12 protein-coding genes are annotated in these 17,226 nt (G+C 53.3%); 5 read left to right on the top strand and 7 right to left on the bottom strand.

What is annotated here, in order from left to right:
- Window positions 1-20 precede the first annotated feature (20 nt).
- A complete protein-coding gene (locus MIB40_RS08720; protein WP_249693103.1) occupies window positions 21-1,421 on the bottom strand; it encodes a substrate-binding domain-containing protein in 1,401 nt (466 codons plus the stop codon).
- A 422-nt stretch (window positions 1,422-1,843) separates the two neighbouring features.
- Here MIB40_RS08720 and MIB40_RS08715 point away from each other — a divergent pair, with 422 nt between their 5' ends.
- Window positions 1,844-2,488 carry a hypothetical protein gene (locus MIB40_RS08715; protein WP_249693102.1) on the top strand — a complete coding sequence of 215 codons (645 nt, stop codon included), beginning with the start codon at window positions 1,844-1,846 and terminating at the stop codon, window positions 2,486-2,488.
- 82 nt (window positions 2,489-2,570) lie between these two features.
- Here the strand turns inward: MIB40_RS08715 and MIB40_RS08710 are convergent, their stop codons facing one another.
- Window positions 2,571-4,499 carry a methyl-accepting chemotaxis protein gene (locus tag MIB40_RS08710; protein ID WP_249693100.1) on the bottom strand — a complete coding sequence of 643 codons (1,929 nt, stop codon included), beginning with the start codon at window positions 4,497-4,499 and terminating at the stop codon, window positions 2,571-2,573.
- A 344-nt stretch (window positions 4,500-4,843) separates the two neighbouring features.
- On the opposite strand from MIB40_RS08710, the gene MIB40_RS08705 reads away from it, so the two are divergent.
- Complete coding sequence (locus MIB40_RS08705; protein ID WP_249693099.1) at window positions 4,844-6,604, top strand: GGDEF domain-containing protein; 1,761 nt, start codon at window positions 4,844-4,846, stop codon at window positions 6,602-6,604.
- A 21-nt stretch (window positions 6,605-6,625) separates the two neighbouring features.
- Here the strand turns inward: MIB40_RS08705 and MIB40_RS08700 are convergent, their stop codons facing one another.
- The 5 genes from MIB40_RS08700 to MIB40_RS08680 all read right to left on the bottom strand — a co-directional run bounded on the left by MIB40_RS08700 (window position 6,626) and on the right by MIB40_RS08680 (window position 14,407).
- Window positions 6,626-7,807 (bottom strand): CaiB/BaiF CoA transferase family protein, encoded by a 1,182-nt coding sequence (locus MIB40_RS08700; RefSeq protein ID WP_249693098.1) that lies wholly within the window; start codon window positions 7,805-7,807, stop codon window positions 6,626-6,628.
- Between the two features lie 184 nt (window positions 7,808-7,991).
- Window positions 7,992-9,692 (bottom strand): AMP-binding protein, encoded by a 1,701-nt coding sequence (locus MIB40_RS08695; protein ID WP_249693096.1) that lies wholly within the window; start codon window positions 9,690-9,692, stop codon window positions 7,992-7,994.
- 151 nt (window positions 9,693-9,843) lie between these two features.
- Entirely contained in the window at window positions 9,844-11,721 is a 1,878-nt protein-coding gene (locus tag MIB40_RS19735) for an asparagine synthase-related protein (protein ID WP_249693095.1), read from the bottom strand.
- Between the two features lie 119 nt (window positions 11,722-11,840).
- On the bottom strand, window positions 11,841-13,574 hold the full coding sequence (locus MIB40_RS08685; RefSeq protein ID WP_249693094.1) for a GNAT family N-acyltransferase: 1,734 nt from the start codon (window positions 13,572-13,574) through the stop codon (window positions 11,841-11,843).
- Window positions 13,571-14,407, bottom strand: coding sequence for a UDP-2,3-diacylglucosamine diphosphatase (locus tag MIB40_RS08680; RefSeq protein WP_249693093.1), 837 nt, complete (start codon window positions 14,405-14,407; stop codon window positions 13,571-13,573). The genes MIB40_RS08685 and MIB40_RS08680 overlap by 4 nt, the downstream gene beginning before the upstream one ends.
- Before the next feature lie 155 nt (window positions 14,408-14,562).
- Between MIB40_RS08680 and MIB40_RS08675 the strand changes: the two genes are divergently transcribed.
- The 3 genes from MIB40_RS08675 (at window position 14,563) to MIB40_RS08665 (ending at window position 17,068) form a co-directional block, all read left to right on the top strand.
- On the top strand, window positions 14,563-15,609 hold the full coding sequence (locus tag MIB40_RS08675) for an AraC family transcriptional regulator (protein WP_249693092.1): 1,047 nt from the start codon (window positions 14,563-14,565) through the stop codon (window positions 15,607-15,609).
- The gene (locus tag MIB40_RS08670; RefSeq protein ID WP_249693091.1) at window positions 15,593-16,165 is read left to right on the top strand and encodes a peptidylprolyl isomerase; all 573 of its coding nucleotides are present in this window, start codon (window positions 15,593-15,595) and stop codon (window positions 16,163-16,165) included. Before MIB40_RS08675 ends, MIB40_RS08670 begins: the two co-directional genes overlap by 17 nt.
- A gap of 582 nt (window positions 16,166-16,747) precedes the next feature.
- Entirely contained in the window at window positions 16,748-17,068 is a 321-nt protein-coding gene (locus MIB40_RS08665; RefSeq protein ID WP_249693090.1) for a hypothetical protein, read from the top strand.
- The last annotated feature ends 158 nt before the right edge of the window (window positions 17,069-17,226 follow it).

Here is a 17,226-nt window from a genome sequence, read left to right as displayed (position 1 = left end):
GATGTTTGAACCGTCGGGGCTTAATTAACCAGCCACACTTCTACCCGGCGATTACGAACTTTGGACACCAGATTTTGTTGATCACTGAGCCCCATAAAGGCGCCGATTCCCGCCGCATCCAGCTGCTTGCGTGAGACCCCGGCCTTAACCAGTGCACGCTTGACCACGCCCGTACGCAGATCTGACAGCAGCTGTGCATTGCGCGTATTGCCGTTTTCCTCGGCAAATCCTAATAACAAGAGGCGTTGATCCCGGTCCAGATTCTGACTAAAGGCTCCCAGGCGCTGCAGGTCACGAGCCGCCTTGTTATCCAGCTGGGCTTTACCTTCGCTGAAACGAAAGTTCACCGACAGCCTTCTGGCGCCCTTAATCTGCTCAAGATAACGGCTGGGGGCCTCCGTTACGATAGGCGCATCCAGGGCACGAATCTCCTGGGACATATAACCCGTACTGGCAACAATCTGCTGCCCGGCATCTCCCAGAGCAAAGTCTACAAAAGACCGGGCCTGAGGATTGGTCGCTTTTTCCGGCAGATACAGATACAGACGTCGGGCCAACGGATAGTCTTCAGTCGCCACACGAATGGGCTCGGGCAACATCGCCGGGCTGGTTGCCGAGGCCGCGATCGCCAGGGGTTTCGACGGAGCGATGGTATTCAGGCTGACAAAACCGATGGCCCCGGGATCCTGGCTGACTAAATTAGAGAGTTCCTGGTTGGATTCGAAGCGACGGGCTTTCTCCGAGAGTTTATAGCGCTTGGCCAGCACCAGGCTCTTGAAAGTATCCCAGGTCCCGGACAGATCGTCCCTGGCATAGAGCGAGATGGGCAGGTCAGGCCCCTCCAGTTCTGTCCAGTTTGTTATATTCCCGGCAAAGATTTGGGCCACCTGCTCCAGATTGAGCGAGCCAATGGGATTTTCGGGATGAACAACGATGGCCAAGCCGTCCAGTGCCACCGTGTGCTCCGAGGAGGCCCCTCGCAAATTCCCGAAGCTCTCCTCCAGCGCCCTGACCTCTTTCGTCTTGACCCGTCTGGAAGCGGCAGCCAACTGCGCGTTATTGGATTTCAGCGCCTTAAAGCCGGAAGAGGAACCATGAGCCTCAACCCCTATTGTCAACCAGCTATCACTTTCCTGGTGCCAACCCCGGATCACCGATTCGTTAGCGACCGTTCCCGCTATCTGGCTGATATCTCTAGCGCCCAGGCTTCGTAGATAAGCTTTTGCCAACTCGGGGCCCAGCACAGCCCCCACGGTATTAGAACCCGCCATCGAAAATAGCATTTTTTCCTCAGCGGCTGTTGCCAAAGGCGAACCCAGTAACAACGCCAGAAAATAAACAGACCAGCGACGCACAGATTGCTGGTTAGGACCAAGACCCAAAACTCGCTGCAAATGGTTTCCTATAATGTTGATTCGCATACTATTCCCTACTGTTAACTGCGGAAGGCGCAGCTAGGGTATGACGAAAATATGACAGAAAGATGACAGGCTCTCACCAACTTAAAGTTTGAACCAGATCACACCAAACACCTCTTCCAAGCACCCTCTGACTTTTGCTCGTCAGCCCCTGCCAACTCCGGCACAAGCGGTAAACGCTTAGTCATTCAACGGAGTTGGCCTACAGTCTGAGATTTTGGTCATTGTGACCCGCGACTCAAGGCATCAACGGACAGAAAGAGGGTCGTGTTGCACAAAGGAGCGGCGTAAACCACTTTATAAGATGTCCGTCGCAGCGCAGATAGATAATCAACTACCTGCCAGGTAATAATTGACAGCGCAGGGGGCTGCTCCTTAGAGTAGCAACTATAATCCGTTGGATAGCGAAAGGATCCTACGACACCATGTCGACAACGCTGTATGAACTCTCTTTTAGCGGCGAACTGCTTGAGGGTGTCAACCCGGCAGAGGCTCGGGTAAACCTCGGCAAGCTCTTCAAAGCCAATGACGCGCAACTTGACCGCTTATTCTCGGGCAAGGCCGCTGTTATTAAAAACAACCTGGAATTACCGGTAGGCCGAAAATACCTGCAGGCTTTCACCAAGGCCGGTGTCCGCGGTCATCTGTTCGATATGGCCAGCGGCCAGGAGTGGATTGACCCACTGGCACAACCGGTGACTGCGGAAGCCGAACCGCCGGCCTTTCAGCCCAAGGCCCCGGAACCTGCCAGTTCGCCTTCACCGACGCCTTCTCCCGCGCCTTCATCTCCAGCCAGTTTCGGCTCGCCAACCAACGCTGCTCCAGCGACTGCGCCTCGTCCTGCACAAGCCCTGGTAGGAACCGCCAGTGATCAGGTCGAAATGGAAACCCCTGACTGGAATATCGCCCCTGCGGGTTCAGATATGCAGGAAGAATACGATCAGGATGACACTGAGGCGCCTGACACCAGCCACCTGTCGTTACGCCCCATGCAAGGCAACCTGGTGGAACCGACACCCAAAAACGATCCCCCGCCACCAGATACCAGCCATCTCAAACTGGAGAACTAGGGCGCCGCAGATCCAAACGCAATCTATTGTTAGCCAAGTCAGGCCTGACAATAGATTGCGCGCTACCCCATACCCCACCCTGCTAAATGTTGAAACGGTTTACCAGCAAACCCAGATCGTTGCTGACCGACGCCAGCTGTTTACTCTGCTCGTGCGCCTGACCGGTTTCCTGAACCACATGGGCTGACATCTGTTGCACCTGGGTAACATTCTGACTCACCGCCGATGCCGAACTCGCTTGCTCCTCCGAGGCCTGGGCAATCAATATATTCATGCCGTGAATCCGTTCAATCGCCGCCGATACCTGAGTAAGTTGCCGGGTAGCCGCGCGAGCACCGCTGACCGAACGAGTGACCTGTGCCTGCTGTCGCTCGAGAGACTCCACCACAAGCAGGGAGGAGTCCTGCAAGCTCTGGATAATATCGCGTATCTCCTGGGTCGATTCCGAGGTGCGACGGGAAAGCTGGCGCACCTCATCAGCTACCACGGCAAAGCCGCGTCCATGCTGGCCAGCCCGGGCGGCTTCAATCGCCGCATTCAGGGCCAACAGATTGGTCTGTTCGGCGATAGCGATAATCACCTTCAACACCCGATCAATATTTTGCGAATCGTCCCGCAACCTGGCCATCACCCGGCCGCCCTGATCGGCATCTTCGGCCAGCTTGATAATGGTATCTTCCAACGCCTGCACGACCTGAGTACCCTCGCCCGCTGAACTCAAGCCTTCATCCGCCGCCCGTTGTGCCTCAGCCGCATGGGTTGCAACCAACTGGAAGGAGTCCGCAAGCTGCTCGATCGCCCTGTCCACATCACCGGTACGCTGGTTCTGGTGTTGAATGCCTGCGTGTATGCGCTCTGCAACCTGCTCAATGTCACCGCTGGAACGATCAAGAGTGATCACTTCCTGACGAATCGTACCCACCACGTCCTTCATATACTGCTGCACCTGATTCGCACAATGGCTTAGCTTACGCAGTTCAGGAAAGCGTGATGGGCTCCTGCGCTGGCGAGAAAAGTCGCCACCACTCAACAGACTGAGGAATTCACCGACCTGATCGATCTCCTTGACCAGACTGCGCTGTACCACCGAAGCCAACAAACCGACCGCAGTGAGCACACCGAGCAGTAAGACAACAATGGCCATAACCCTTTGTTCTATCTGCGCCTTCAGTTCGCTCAATAGATCCTGACCCTGCTGCAGGGTCTGCTCAAGCTCAGCCAGCAACGCATTGACCTTGTCACTCGCCAATCGGGCATTATCAATATTGCTCAATGATCTGTTGAGCTCGGCGACATAACGGCCAGCGAGGTAACTCAGCTCGGCTTTGGGTTCTTCCCCCTGCTCGATGCGTTCCGTTCCAGAATCTTCGCTGCCCATCATGGCCGCAAAATCATCGACCTCGGCCTCGACCCAAACCCCCAGCGCAGGTAAATCTGCCAGTCTTCTGGCGAGACCGACAATCTGCTCACTATCGCTCAATAACTGCTGGCGACCCGCCAGGGAAGGCCTGTCAAAATAACTCGAACGAACAATAGCCCGACGCGCCACAGAAAGCTGCAATGTATAAACCGCTGTTCGGTAGGCATTCAGTGTTGCCGGTTCGGCCTCAGGTGCGGCGGCCGCATACTCTTGCAGAGACGTCAATGCATCGAGGGTTTCTCGTTCGTTTTGCAATAGCAAACCCTGTTGATCCCCAGCCAATTTACCCGCCGCTCGCAGATCCGTCTTCACGCCTTGACGCAAGCCGTCCAGTGCCGGACTGATCAACACCTGCAACGCTTCAGGCAGAATCTCAAACGCTTCTCTAAGTTCACCATCGAGAAAGCTCTGAGCCTCTTGTAACTGTGCTGCATCGCCGGAATCAAGATATTTTTCAATCCGTTGCCGAGTGTCGACGGATACTTTCTCCACCAGATAAAAATAAGCCGCATTAGCGGCAAAGGGGGTTTGCAGTTGCCGAAACCCCCAGGCAACACTTAATGCCATCCCAACAATCGAGAGCAGTAGCATCGCTGCACTCCACCACGTCAGCGTCACAATTCGCATCGATATCAACCGTAAAATATGAAAACCAGGTCACCCTATGAAAATTCTGTTGCAGTTATATGACAGCAATACGTATTTATTATCTTTCTCCTTACTCCGTTAATGCGGAAGATTGTCATTGGCGCGTCATATAAATATGATGACATTGTACCTTTGAAAACGAATTACTCATTTAATAGCTATACAAGAACGATTGCTTCTGCCGCCAAGCAGCCTGATTTCGACGCAAATTTTTAACCTGGGATCTATTACTAATCATGAAAGCTGTTCCCGTTGCAGTAAGTCAGTCTTTAGACAAGCAAGACTGTATGATTAAAGAGCTGGATATCATTCTCCAGAACCGCTTGCTGACACCATTCTTTATGCCCATCATCAACAGTCAACGGCGTTGCATCATTGGCTACGAGGCTCTGATACGAGCACCCGACAGCAGCCCTTTACACTCTCCTCTCACACTGTTCAATACCGCCCAACGTTGCGAACGACTACTGGAACTGGAGCTACTCTGCCGTGAGCGTTCTATCCGGCGTTTCAAGCAACTCAATTTGCAGGGTAAGCTGTTCTTGAATGTAACCCCGGAAACCTTAATCGAAGAGGATTTCCGCAGCGGGCTAACACTCGAACTGCTTCATCAGGTAGGGCTGGATTCCCGAGATATAGTCATTGAAATCACCGAGCAACTGCCTATCGAAAACTACGCGCTGATGAAAGAAGCCACTCGCCATTATCGGGAACTGGGCTTTGAGGTAGCGCTCGATGACTTGGGAGCAGGCTATTCCGGACTCAAATCCTGGTCAGAGCTGCAACCCCAGTTTGTTAAAATTGATCGTCACTTTATCGAACAGATCGACAGCAATAACGTGAAACGAGAGTTTGTCAGGTCAATCCTGGAGGTCTCACGTTCGATCGACTGCTGTGTTATTGCCGAGGGCATCGAACGGGTAGAGGAACATCTGGTACTCAATGAACTCGGCCTCGAGTTTCAGCAAGGTTATTATTTTGGCCGCCCCTCACCCAAGCCGGCTCGCTATATCAACAAAGCCTGTTTTCAATCTGAATTCTCCTCCATCCTGGATACTCAGCATCATCAGGATCTGGGTAGTATCACCCACATTCGGCCTGCAGTAACCACCGACACATTGTTGGGTGAAGTTGCCGACATTTTTCGCCAAAACGAGGATTTGCATTCCATCGCTATCGTCGACCAGGATCGGCCCGTAGGCCTATTCAATCATGAGCGTTTTCTATCGCTCTATCTCAATCCTTTTGGTAAAGAGGTTTACGACAAGAAAGAGGTTGCCCAATTTATGGATCCGGCCCCTTTGGTACTGGAAGAACACACCGCACTGGAAGAAGTCAGCAAGCGAATCGCAGAGAGTGATCGTTCTTCGGTTCGATCCGACTTTATCGTCACCAGACAGGGTCGTTACCTGGGTACCGGTTCGATCATGGACCTATTAAAGCAGGTCACAGACCTTCAGCTCAGGCACGCACGCTATGCCAACCCACTGACTCTTCTGCCAGGTAGTACCATTGCCAACGAAGCCATTAGCCTGCACCTGCGCGAACACACCCCTTTCTACGTGGCTTACGTCGATATCGATCATTTCAAAGCGTTCAACGACAGTTATGGCTACGAACGTGGTGATCGCATGATCTGCCTGCTTGCCGATGTTCTGGCCGAGCTCTGCGATTCAGACAAAGACCAGGTGTTTCATATCGGTGGTGATGATTTCTTACTATTAATGACAGTTTCCGAGTGGCGAGTTTTATGCGATCAGGTACTGACTCGCTTCCGCCATCGGTCTCGCAGCTTATACGATGCCCCCGCTCTGGAAGAGGGCGGCATTACCGGACAGGATCGAGCGGGCAAGCAAACCTTTTTTCCTCTGGTATCCTTATCGATCGGCGTCGCCCAACCAGACAGCCAGCACTGCAACAGCCACCATGAAGTGGCTTGCCTGGCTAACGATGCGAAAAAAATAGCCAAGCAGCGCGCGGGTGATTCATTATTTTTTAATCAACGTCGCACCACCCAATCCCGAACCTCGACAGCCTCTCAGCAATAGCTGTTCGTCACAGCAGCCGCATCACAGCGTGATTTTTTCCTGGCGTAACGCGGCTATCTCAGCCTCGCTATAACCCAGACCTAAAAGAACCGATTCGCCGTTCTGCCCCAGTGAGACACCCTGATGACTTTCCCGGTTTTCACTGCGCGAAAAACGCAGGGCACAGGCGGCTTGTGGTTGAGCTTTGCGCCCCTCCCCGGATACCTCCACCACCATATTCCTGGCTCTCAACTGGGGATGCTGACTCGCTTCATCCAGTGACAGTACCGGTTCCACACAAGCATCGAGCTCGGCAAACAATGCCCGCCAATGGTCAAAATCCTGCTCGGCAAACTTGGCCGCAAAACGTTGTTTGATCTGCAGCTGCACAGCTGGATCAGGGGATAGCCCCTGGTGGGCAAGGTCGGCACAATCAAGCGCCTGGCAGAGCTGAGCCATAAACTGGGGCTCCAGGCTGCCAACCGACATATAACGATCATCACGCGTGCGATAGTAATCATAAAAACTGCCACCATTGAGCACCGTAGACTCCAATCCCGCGTCAACACCACCGGCCAACCAGGCGGCACCGGCCATGGCATTCATCGCAAAGCTGGCATCGGTCATACTGATGTCGATTGCCTGCCCCTGCCCGCTGCTGTTCCTTTCAATAACCGCCGCCAGAACTCCCATCACACCGTGGAAACTGCCCCCTGCAACATCGGCGACCTGAACCCCTATAGGGCACGGCCCGCTATCACGGCGACCGGTATAACTACTGACCCCGGCTGTCGCCAGATAATTGATGTCGTGACCGGCCCGGTCTTTATAAGGTCCGGTCTGGCCATAGCCGGTAATGGAGCAATAGATCAACCGCGGATTGATTTCTCTCAGGGTGTCATAATCGAGCCCCAACCGGGCCATAACCCCCGGGCGAAACTGCTCAACCAGAATGTCGTATTCCTGCACCAGTTTTTTGATGATATCGATCGCTTTCGCGTTTTTCAGATCCAGCGCCAGGGAACCCTTGCCGCGATTCAGGTAGCTATGCGCGGTAGAAACTCCCTGATCCATGGGCGGTAGTAGCTTGACCAGATCAGGGCGTGTGGGGGATTCCACACGAAGAACCTCGGCGCCCATATCGGCTAGCATCATGGTCGCGTAGGGCCCTGGAAGCAGGGTAGAAAAGTCGAGGACCTTGAGGCCAGATAAGGCACCGCTCATGGTGGTACTCCATTGGTGATTGATTGTCTTCTGAAAAGCTTACAAGCTCATTAGCAACGAAAGAATGGCAATAACGCTCAGAGTTACAGGCCGGTTTTTCAGTACAAAACCAGCACAACGATATAAAACGATACCGCTATGCTGGAAGCTAACCGGAAGTGCGAACGCGGACACGACAACAAGCTTACTGGGGCTCCCACTCAACCGTAGCCACACGGCCGGCTTCGATCCAGGACTGGTAGACCTCTTCCACTTTATTACGCTTTATTTTAAGCGTCGGAGTCATCATACCGTTCTCAATCGTCCAGGGCTGATTCACGACCATAAAGGCATCGATCTGCTCGTGATGCTCAACCCGTCGATTCACCTCTTGCCGTGAACGCTCCAACGCCGCCTCTACTTCGCTGTGAGGAAGCGTTTGCCCATGCTCGGAGAGCTCGATCAACGCCACCGGTTGGGCAAGGCTACGGCCTACCAGGCAGACCTGCTCGACCAGCTCATTCTCGCTGATCAGGCTTTCAATGGGTGCCGGTGAGACAAATTTACCCTTTGCGGTTTTAAAGCTGTCCTTAATGCGGCCGGTAATTTTCAGATAGCCATCGGCATCAATCTCACCCTGGTCTCCGGTGTGGTAATAACCGTCCTGTAATACCTCATTGGTTTTCTCAACGTCCCGATAATAGCCCTGCATAAGTGCCTTGCTACGGAACAGTATTTCACCTTCGCTGGAAATTTTTACATCATTGTGGGGCATCACATGGATATGCCCCAGTGTTCCACGACGATAACGTTCGGGCAGATTAATCACCCCGTAAGCCATGTTCTCCGTCATGCCATAACCTTCGCTGATACGAATACCGATTCGGCGATACCAGTCCAGCAAGGCCTGGGCAATGGGCGCCGCGCCGGAGACGATGACTCGCGCCCGCCCCAGCCCTAACTTCTTGCGAATCTTGCTCGCGATAAAGGATCCGAGCAGGGGGATGCTCAATAAACGATCCAGCTTTTTTTGAGGCATTTTTTGCAAAATCCCCATCTGGAATTTGGTCCAAAGCCGGGGGACAGCAAAAAACACCGTAGGCTGCACCGACACAAGGTCTTCAGCAAAGGTCTCCAACGAGGCAGTAAAGGAAACCTGAGCGCCACAGTACAGACTGTTACCTTCAACGAAAAAGCGTTCGGCGATGTGTGACAAAGGCAGGAACGAGAAGAAATGATCGCTCTCTTTCAAAGGCAGGAACCCAACGGAATGGGTACAGGCAAAACCAAAATTGGCAAAGCTGTGCATTACTCCCTTGGGGTTACCCGTAGTACCGGAGGTATAAACAATGGTCATCAGTTCATCAGCATCACGATGTGGACTCTCCTGCATCGGCTGATATAAACGCAACAGATCATTCCAATGATGATCGACCGGCATGGTTTCGTAGGGAAAACCGATACGAATCACCGTGCCGGGAATACCAGGTTCCATAGATTCCCAGTCATCCAACCGACCAATAAAAATCGCCCGCGCATCACAGTGACGCAAGGTATAGGCAATGGTATCGGCGTGCTGTGAAGGGTAAAGAGGGACACTCACATATCCTGCGAGCATGATCGCCAGATCGGCAATAAACCATTCGGCGCAGTTTTTGGACAAAGTGGCAATTCGAGTACCGGGCTCAAAGCCTTTATCCTTCAGGGCGCTGGCAATTCTTCGCGCCTGATCACCCACCTCTTTCCAACTGAGTTCCCTAAATCCGTCCCCGGTGGATTGGCGAAGATAAATCTGTTGTGGTCGACTGCTTTCCCAATGGTAAAACATCTCCAGCGGCGTTTTGTAAGTCGTATCCGCGACCGTCTCTACTGGTGACTCTACCGCCACTGCACCTGCCTGACTCATTGCTCACCTCTTTTTATTGTTCTAACCGCCGGCCCTTGTACTGCTTTGGGTACCGGCACGCTGTGTTATTGTGACATTCCGCTTTTATCGAGCATCAGAACAAAATACCAAGCGAGCGCTTGGTTGGCAAGATAACCAGCGGACTATTCGATCATAGCGACCAATGGCGGCGAAAAGCCGACAGCATTATAAGGTTGTTGATGCGCACAGAATGATCCTGCAAGCCACGGCAGTGCTCGTCCCAGAGTTGCTGCAAGGCCCGTACGTCATAAACACCCTCGGTCATTGCCGGATCAAACAACTGCTGCTTGAACCACTGGGGATTCTGTTGGCGTATGTCCTGATCATGGTGCACCAGCAACCCCCGATTGTGGGGCCCCAACCAGCCTCCCGAAGCTTTTACCAACAGCCGCCCTGCCCCTTTCAGCCCAGTATTAAGCCGCCATTTAAGTCCCTCATTAAGGCCGCTACTGGCCAGACTCTGTTGCAGTCGAGCCAGGGCATCCAGCCGTTCCTCGGTATTCTCAAGTCCCAGAGACTGGTAGCGGCGGCTACCCGCAACCGGCAAAGCCGCCAGCGCAGGCGATACCTTATGAATCAACTGACGGTAGCCCCGCTGCCCCTCCTTCAGGGACATGGGCAGGCATAGCCAGCGCTTTACCAGTTCGCTGTCGCACAACGGCGCCACGACCCGAAAACGAGCTTCCAGGGCACTGAGCTGATAGGTGACATAGCGACGCTGCCGATGCCAGAATTCGAGCAGCTGGGCTTTCTCGGCAAAGCTGTCTGCCCGGGCCTGATCAAACGCACTTTGCATTGTTTGCTGCAAACGCTGATAGCCCCGCTTTAACTCCGGGTGACAAACCACCTGGGCAAAGAGTCCCTCTTGAAACCCCATACGCACATAAAGTTTCTGCCATAGATGGGCCATGGAGGCTTCCATCGAACCCTGTTCGTGCAACAGTTTTTTGGCCGATATCCAATCCCCTGCATAGCCACTTAACAGGGTTTCGCCCGGCGTCCCGGCCTCCAGTAAACGAAACAACGGGAAGGCTTCGATCGAAATTTCACCATCAGCCAGCCCCAGGGCACACTGCTGGTAATCGCTATAGAGTTGTGTCGGGAGCGATAAAGACTGGTGAGCCAGCCCCAAAGCCCTGGCCACCTTTTGGCCAATTCGACGGTCGTAACTGTGGCTATGGCCATAACTGCAACTGTGGGTGCGAGAATGCAATGAAGGCGGCAGCAGACCGGCCAACAGACGCGAATCCAGGCCACCGGAAAGCGGTAACATCAAACGCTCCGTGCCTTGCAAACGACAGTTCAGTGCCTGACTCGCCTCGGCCATCATACGCTCGATACTGTCGTCTCGCTCAGCATCGGCAGATTCGATAGAGGGCGTCCAATAACGCTCGTGTTGCACTGTAGCGCCCTGGCATTGCAGGCGTGTGGCAGGCGGCAACAGTGTCACCCCCTCCAACAAGGAGTGCTCATCGCACAGATGGCTGGTGATCAGAAGTTGCGCCGCACCGTAATGGTCAAGCCTTGGCCTGAAGGCGCTGATCGCCCGAAAGGATTCCAGAGAACTGCACAGCAGCAGCTGTCCCGACAGTTCGCATTGGTAGAGTTTACGCAAGCCCAACGCGTCAGTGACCACCTGCAATCGCTGCCGGACTTCGTCAACCACGAGGGCAATATAACGCCCGTTGAGCCCTTCCAGCGCAGTGATACCCTGTTGCTGATAACGCGCCAGCAACTCTCGGGGATTGATACTGGCCGCTTCGAAACACTCACCCAACAGGATCAGACTGAGCCGGGCATTATTTGGGCCGCTAGTGACCTCGGCCAGAGGCTTGTTTCGCCAGTCACTCCAGGCCAGACTGATATGACAGAACGTCGTTTCCAGATGATAGTTGTTGCATGTCGGCTGAAACGAAGGAGGACTGGCAACGGCTTGTTTTAATTCCGAGCGTAATTCAGGCGATATAGCAGCGCCTGTCGACAGGGCCGCCGCAATAGACCAACTCACAATACCCGCCCCTGAATGTTGGCATAACCTCTGACCCGCCTGTTGCGGCCTGTTGATTCTGGCATCCTTTGCCCCCGCTTAAGTCAGGAGTCAGTATAGCCAATCACAAGCAAAAAGAATCAGGGCTGCCCGAGATAGCGTAGTCGTTTCTTGGTTTTCACCCGCTCCAGTTCAACCACCATAAACCCATCGATACAGTTAGAGAACTGCGGGTCGACATTAAAGTCGCAAAAACGGGCCCCACCGGGCTCACACACCTCGGCGTATTGTTTATAGAGTACCGGCACCTTCACACCCAGCTCAGCCAGCTCGGCGCGCAAGGTTTTCCAGGCTGTGCCATAGGCATCGCTGCTCACGTCAGGCATCTGTTTGCCAGCACTCGGCGTAGATGAAAAGACCTCACCAAAGGGTTGCAGTGCGGTAGCCAAACCATCACCATCCGAAAACCAGTCGCTATAGAACCGCACCAGCAACTGCTTGGCCTTTTCCGGGTAGGAATGGCTGATCGATACCGGCCCAAACAGGTAACGAATTTCCGGGTGCAAATTAAGGTAGGCACCAATGCCGTACCACAAGTAATCCAGACTGCGCTTGCCCTGATAACGGGGCTGAACAAAGCTTCGTCCCAATTCCAAACCTTGCCGGGCGATGGGGACAAAGCCGGGGTTGAGATCAAACAGGGTCTGGCTATAGAGCCCTGTGATCTCCCCCTGCTCGTCCACACATTGGCTACTTGCCATCATGCGATAGGCACCGGCAATCTCCAACGCGTCGTCATCCCACAATAACAGATGATCGTAATAGAGATCGTACCGGTCCCAGTCCCGGCAATAACCGGTGCCTTCCTGTACCGTGCGAAAGGTCAACTCCCGCAACCGGGCCACTTCCCGCATAATGGTCGAATCGGCACGATAACGACACAGGTAAATGGACAAATTGTCGGATGTGCTGCCCAACAGCTGACACTGGTGAATTTCGGTGCGCAGACGGCGCCGCTCTTCCGGGTGCGCAATGGCCTCAAGTTCTGCCTCGAAACGATGCATGGTTTTACCCCGCCCCAGGCGATACACCTGCCTCTTTAATTGCCGAGCAAGCTCCTTCGAGGGGCGACCCAGGCCCTGCCATTGATGAGGGTAAATCGGTTTACCAATACGCACATCGATATGATTATTGGCCTGCTTGAACATCTCCCGAACCAACCACAAACTGGAAATGGGTTTGGCCAACATCGACAACGCGTAAAAGAACAGCGAATTCCTGCCATCCAGATGCATGGGTACGATCGGCGCCTGCGCGCGCTCGGCAAAGCGCAGGAAACCCGCGTTCCATTTGCCATCACGAATACCCGCAGGCCCCATGCGGGAAACTTCACCAGCCGGAAACACCACCACCGCGCCATCGTCTTGCAAAAAGCGGTGAATATCCCGAACGTTTTCGGCTGGCGTACGGCCATTGATATTGTCTACGGGCAATAACAAGGAGCGCAGCGGTGGTAATTGATACAAAAGATCGTTGGCAATCACCTTCACGTCCCTGCGCACCGAGCCGATCAATTTTAACAGCGCCAGGCCATCGAGAGAGCCTATCGGATGGTTGGCCACCACCACCACCCTGCCCTGATGGGGAATTCGACGGCACTCACGATCAAAAGCCCGATAGTCAAAATCAAAATACTCCAGCACCTGCTCAACAAAGTCGAAACCTTGCAGGTGCGGGTATTTCTGTTCGAAATGCCGAAACTCTGACTCATGCAGCAAGTAGCGTAAGAAAGCGGTCAGGGTTTTACCCAGTTTGGGACGACGCTTGGAAAGCCCGGGAAAACGTTGCTCCAACGCGGTTTCAACACTGATCACAGCAATCCCCTGCTTAATGCGCGAGTGTCCTGCTCAACGCTTTTGGCATGAGGATGGTGGCTTCTTATCGTTTCCTGGCAGTCACTCCAGTGCAGCAACTGAAGCTCTCCCGACAGGGTTTCCACCATCGCCGTACAACTTTCGGTCCAGTCTCCGGTATTGCAGTAAAGCGACTGCCCATCAGTGCCATAGCGTATTTCGGGTTTGTGAATATGACCGCACACGATACCATCGAAGCCTCGCATTGCCGCCGTGCGCATGGCCAGTAATTCGTAGCTCTCAATGGCATCACGTGCCTGCTTAACATGCTCCTTCAAGTAGTTGGCAAAGGACCAGTAAGGCATGCCCAGCAACCGACGCGCACGGTGCGTCCAGCGGTTAAGGAAGACGGCCAGGTCATGGGCATGCAGCCCTATTAGCCGATTGATGCTGCGCAACATCACGGCATGGTCGAACTCATCCCCGTGCAGCAGCAACAGTCGCTTGCCATCTGCTGTCTGGTGGATCGCTTCCGGGCAGACTTCGATACCCAATAACTCACCGTAGGCGAAGTCTCTCAGCGGCGCATCATGATTGCCCGGAATGTAGGTGACTCGCGTGCCATTGGCCGCCATACGCTGGAAGCACCGCAGCACCTCATAATGGCTGGACGGCCAGTAAAGCCGTTTTTTCAACGCCAGAATATCGACAATATCACCCAGCAGATACAGGTGATCACACTGCACCTGAGAGAGCAGGTCCAGCAGGTAATCGGCATGACAATCCTTGTTGCCCAGATGGATGTCGGACAACCAGAGGGTTCGGTAGTAGATAGCGGCTGAGTTCTGTTTCATAGCTTCACGCTATCGCCCGAAGATGACAGATCGGTGACAGTTTGAAGACAAATCGGAGATAATGAACCCATACGGCCCGACGGGCGCTTCGGTTGCCAATAGCGCCAAAAGCGTACACACTGCCGTGCGATACCAATAGATAACCGCGTTCACTGATGCAGAACCACACCATTCCACACCATTTTGTTATGGCCGCACTGGCCGGCGCCGAGCGCAAGCAACGCTCTGCGCGAAGCATTCTGCACCAGGCCGGCTTACCGACCGAACTGATCAAAGAACAGGGCGTGCGGGTAACGGCGACCCAATACGCCCGCCTGATCCGCACCATCTGGCATGAACTGGACGATGAATTTGGTGGCTATGGCCCCGCTCCCAGCAGTCCTGGCAGCTTTGCCATGATGAGCCTGGCCATTATCCATTGCACCACCCTGGAACAGGCTTTGCGCCGGGCCAGCCGATTCTACGGCCTGTTTCCCGACACACCCACCTTCGAGCTGCAGCTGGAAAAAGAACAAGCCATTCTCACCTTTGATATTGATGAACAAACCGACCCCCTGCATTACCTGACCGAATCCCTGCTGGTGATCTGGTCGCGCTTTGGCAGCTGGCTGATTGGTCGACGTATTCCGCTGGACAGTGTCGAACTGAGCTACCCGGCCCCCGAACACCAGGGTGAATACCGGCGCCTGTTCTCCTGCCCTCACCATTTTTCCAGCACCGCGACGCGGCTGCGTTTTCCGGCCCAGTTTCTGAAACTGCCGATACTGCAGGATGAACGCACTCTCAAGCAGTTTCTGCAAACCTCTCCTTCCATGCTGCTGGCCAAACCCGATTACGGCAACAGCATCACCGGAGTGATTCGCAGCCGATTGGGCAAAGACTTCAGTCGCCCCTTTCCCGATTTCGAACAGATCGCCGACAGTTTGCACCTGACGCCACAGACCCTCAGACGCCGGCTGCGAGATGAAGGCACCTCCTACCAGGAGATCAAAGACAACCTGCGCCGGGATGCGGCCATCTATCATCTGGAGCGCAACCAGCTCTCCATCAATGAAATAGCCACCGAAATTGGGTTCTCCGAACCCAGCACCTTCCATCGTGCCTTTAAGAAATGGACCGGTGTTACTCCGGGGGCTTATCGTAACAACGAACAAACCTTAACCAACCCAACCCTGGAGCATTCGAATGATTCGACGCCTTAATGCCCTGCTGCTAACCCTGTTGCTGGCAGTTTCCTCCGTGGCCGTAGCCGACAACCCCAAAGTGGTTATGGAAACCAGCCTCGGTAATTTTACCATCGAGCTCTTTGCCGTTAAGGCCACCAAGAGCACCAAAAACTTTCTCAAGTATGTCGATGATGGCTACTACGACGGTTTACTGTTTCACCGGGTCATTCCCAACTTTATGGCTCAGGCCGGCGGTTTCGAACCCGGTCTGGTGCGCAAACAAACCCGCGGCGCGATCGAAAACGAAGCCAACAATGGCCTGAAAAATACCCGTGGCACATTGGCCATGGCCCGTACTGGCGACCCGCATTCAGCCACCGCCCAGTTTTTTATTAACGTCAACGACAACCCTTACCTGGACTTCAAAAGCGAAAGCCGAAGTGGTTGGGGCTATGCCGTATTTGGTCAAGTGATTGAAGGCATGGATGTGGTCGACAAGATTGTCACCAGCCCTACCGGAAATCGCGGTTCTTTCCAGAACGTGCCCAAGGAAGATATCGTAATTCTCAAGGCCAGCCGTCTGCCTGAATAGGTGAGGGTTTTATGCGTCGATGACCTGCCTGGGTCATCGACGCGGCCTGTTTTCTCTTCTGTTCCTCTGCTCAAACGCCCCTTCCCAGAATTTACGCTTGCCCATGGGCTTCGCGCTACAGCACGTCCCGGTTGCTTTGGGCCGCCCATAACCTATCCGACATCATTATCACCTGCCCTGCATCGACAGTTATCCGGTTTAGAGAGGATTAAGATCGGTACTTGTGACTGCGGATGATGCCTGTGAGGTCACGAATTGTTCACTTGATCCACACCGATAGCGTCGCCTGAATTCGCTATTTCCGTGTACAGTGGAAAATCGTCGTCTGTACAAGGAAAACTGATCGCTAACTGATTGATTTTTAAGGGCTGCCAGATAGTATAGGGAGATCAGGATTTAACACCCAGAGCCTGCGGAAAGGGCATAATTTCTGAGAGGCGAACTTCTTTTGGTTTTTTAGCTTATTGATTTTATTGCTATTTTTTCTCGAAAAAGAAATTTTAAACCAAATTAACAAGAATTGACCCAAAAAAAGAAAAGGGGACGTTCTTCCTTATAATTAGCTGTTAGGTATAGGTGAATATGGATCGAATTTATCACCCAATTGTAGAGTCGCCACACTTGTATGATATCGATTTCTTTTCATACAAATTTGTAGAGGAAGATAACTTAAGCTCCTACATAGATATGCATCTCAAGAAAGACAACGAGATAATCAAGCTTAGGTTTTGGGGGCCTCAAGACTTAGAGATAGAAAAGGGGTTTCCTTGGGCTACTGGTGGGATGTTCATCGAAGATATTAAGTCGCATGGCCTCGAATCACTTGGTATATATGTCGGTGATTTTGAAGCATCTAATGGTTCAATTACGTTTTGGGCAAAAAGTGTTGAGCGTCTTAACTAAACACATAACAAGCAAAGGCAGCATCGCCCTGCGGGCTGGACTCGCTATCGCTCGCCGCTGCTTTGGGCGTTGAAGCTGTAGAAAAACTCTCAAAAACAGGCGTTTTTTGATAAAATCAGGCATCGAAACAGGAACGCTTCGTATGCCAAACTTCAAAA

Origin of the sequence: Aestuariirhabdus haliotis (assembly GCF_023509475.1) — a bacterium.
GTDB classification, from domain to species: domain Bacteria; phylum Pseudomonadota; class Gammaproteobacteria; order Pseudomonadales; family Aestuariirhabdaceae; genus Aestuariirhabdus; species Aestuariirhabdus haliotis.
Note: the sequence above shows the minus strand (reverse complement) of the source record. Positions and strands in the feature narration are given on the sequence as shown.

Excerpts from the sequence above, each read along its gene's own strand:
- MIB40_RS08720 (WP_249693103.1), bottom strand. The coding sequence starts at position 1,421 with ATGCGAATCAACATTATAGGAAACCATTTGCAGCGAGTTTTGGGTCTT.
- MIB40_RS08715 (WP_249693102.1), top strand. The coding sequence starts at position 1,844 with ATGTCGACAACGCTGTATGAACTCTCTTTTAGCGGCGAACTGCTTGAG.
- MIB40_RS08710 (WP_249693100.1), bottom strand. The coding sequence starts at position 4,499 with ATGCTACTGCTCTCGATTGTTGGGATGGCATTAAGTGTTGCCTGGGGG.
- MIB40_RS08705 (WP_249693099.1), top strand. The coding sequence starts at position 4,844 with ATGATTAAAGAGCTGGATATCATTCTCCAGAACCGCTTGCTGACACCA.
- MIB40_RS08700 (WP_249693098.1), bottom strand. The coding sequence starts at position 7,807 with ATGAGCGGTGCCTTATCTGGCCTCAAGGTCCTCGACTTTTCTACCCTG.
- MIB40_RS08695 (WP_249693096.1), bottom strand. The coding sequence starts at position 9,692 with ATGAGTCAGGCAGGTGCAGTGGCGGTAGAGTCACCAGTAGAGACGGTC.
- MIB40_RS08680 (WP_249693093.1), bottom strand. The coding sequence starts at position 14,407 with ATGAAACAGAACTCAGCCGCTATCTACTACCGAACCCTCTGGTTGTCC.
- MIB40_RS08675 (WP_249693092.1), top strand. The coding sequence starts at position 14,563 with ATGCAGAACCACACCATTCCACACCATTTTGTTATGGCCGCACTGGCC.
- MIB40_RS08670 (WP_249693091.1), top strand. The coding sequence starts at position 15,593 with ATGATTCGACGCCTTAATGCCCTGCTGCTAACCCTGTTGCTGGCAGTT.
- MIB40_RS08665 (WP_249693090.1), top strand. The coding sequence starts at position 16,748 with ATGGATCGAATTTATCACCCAATTGTAGAGTCGCCACACTTGTATGAT.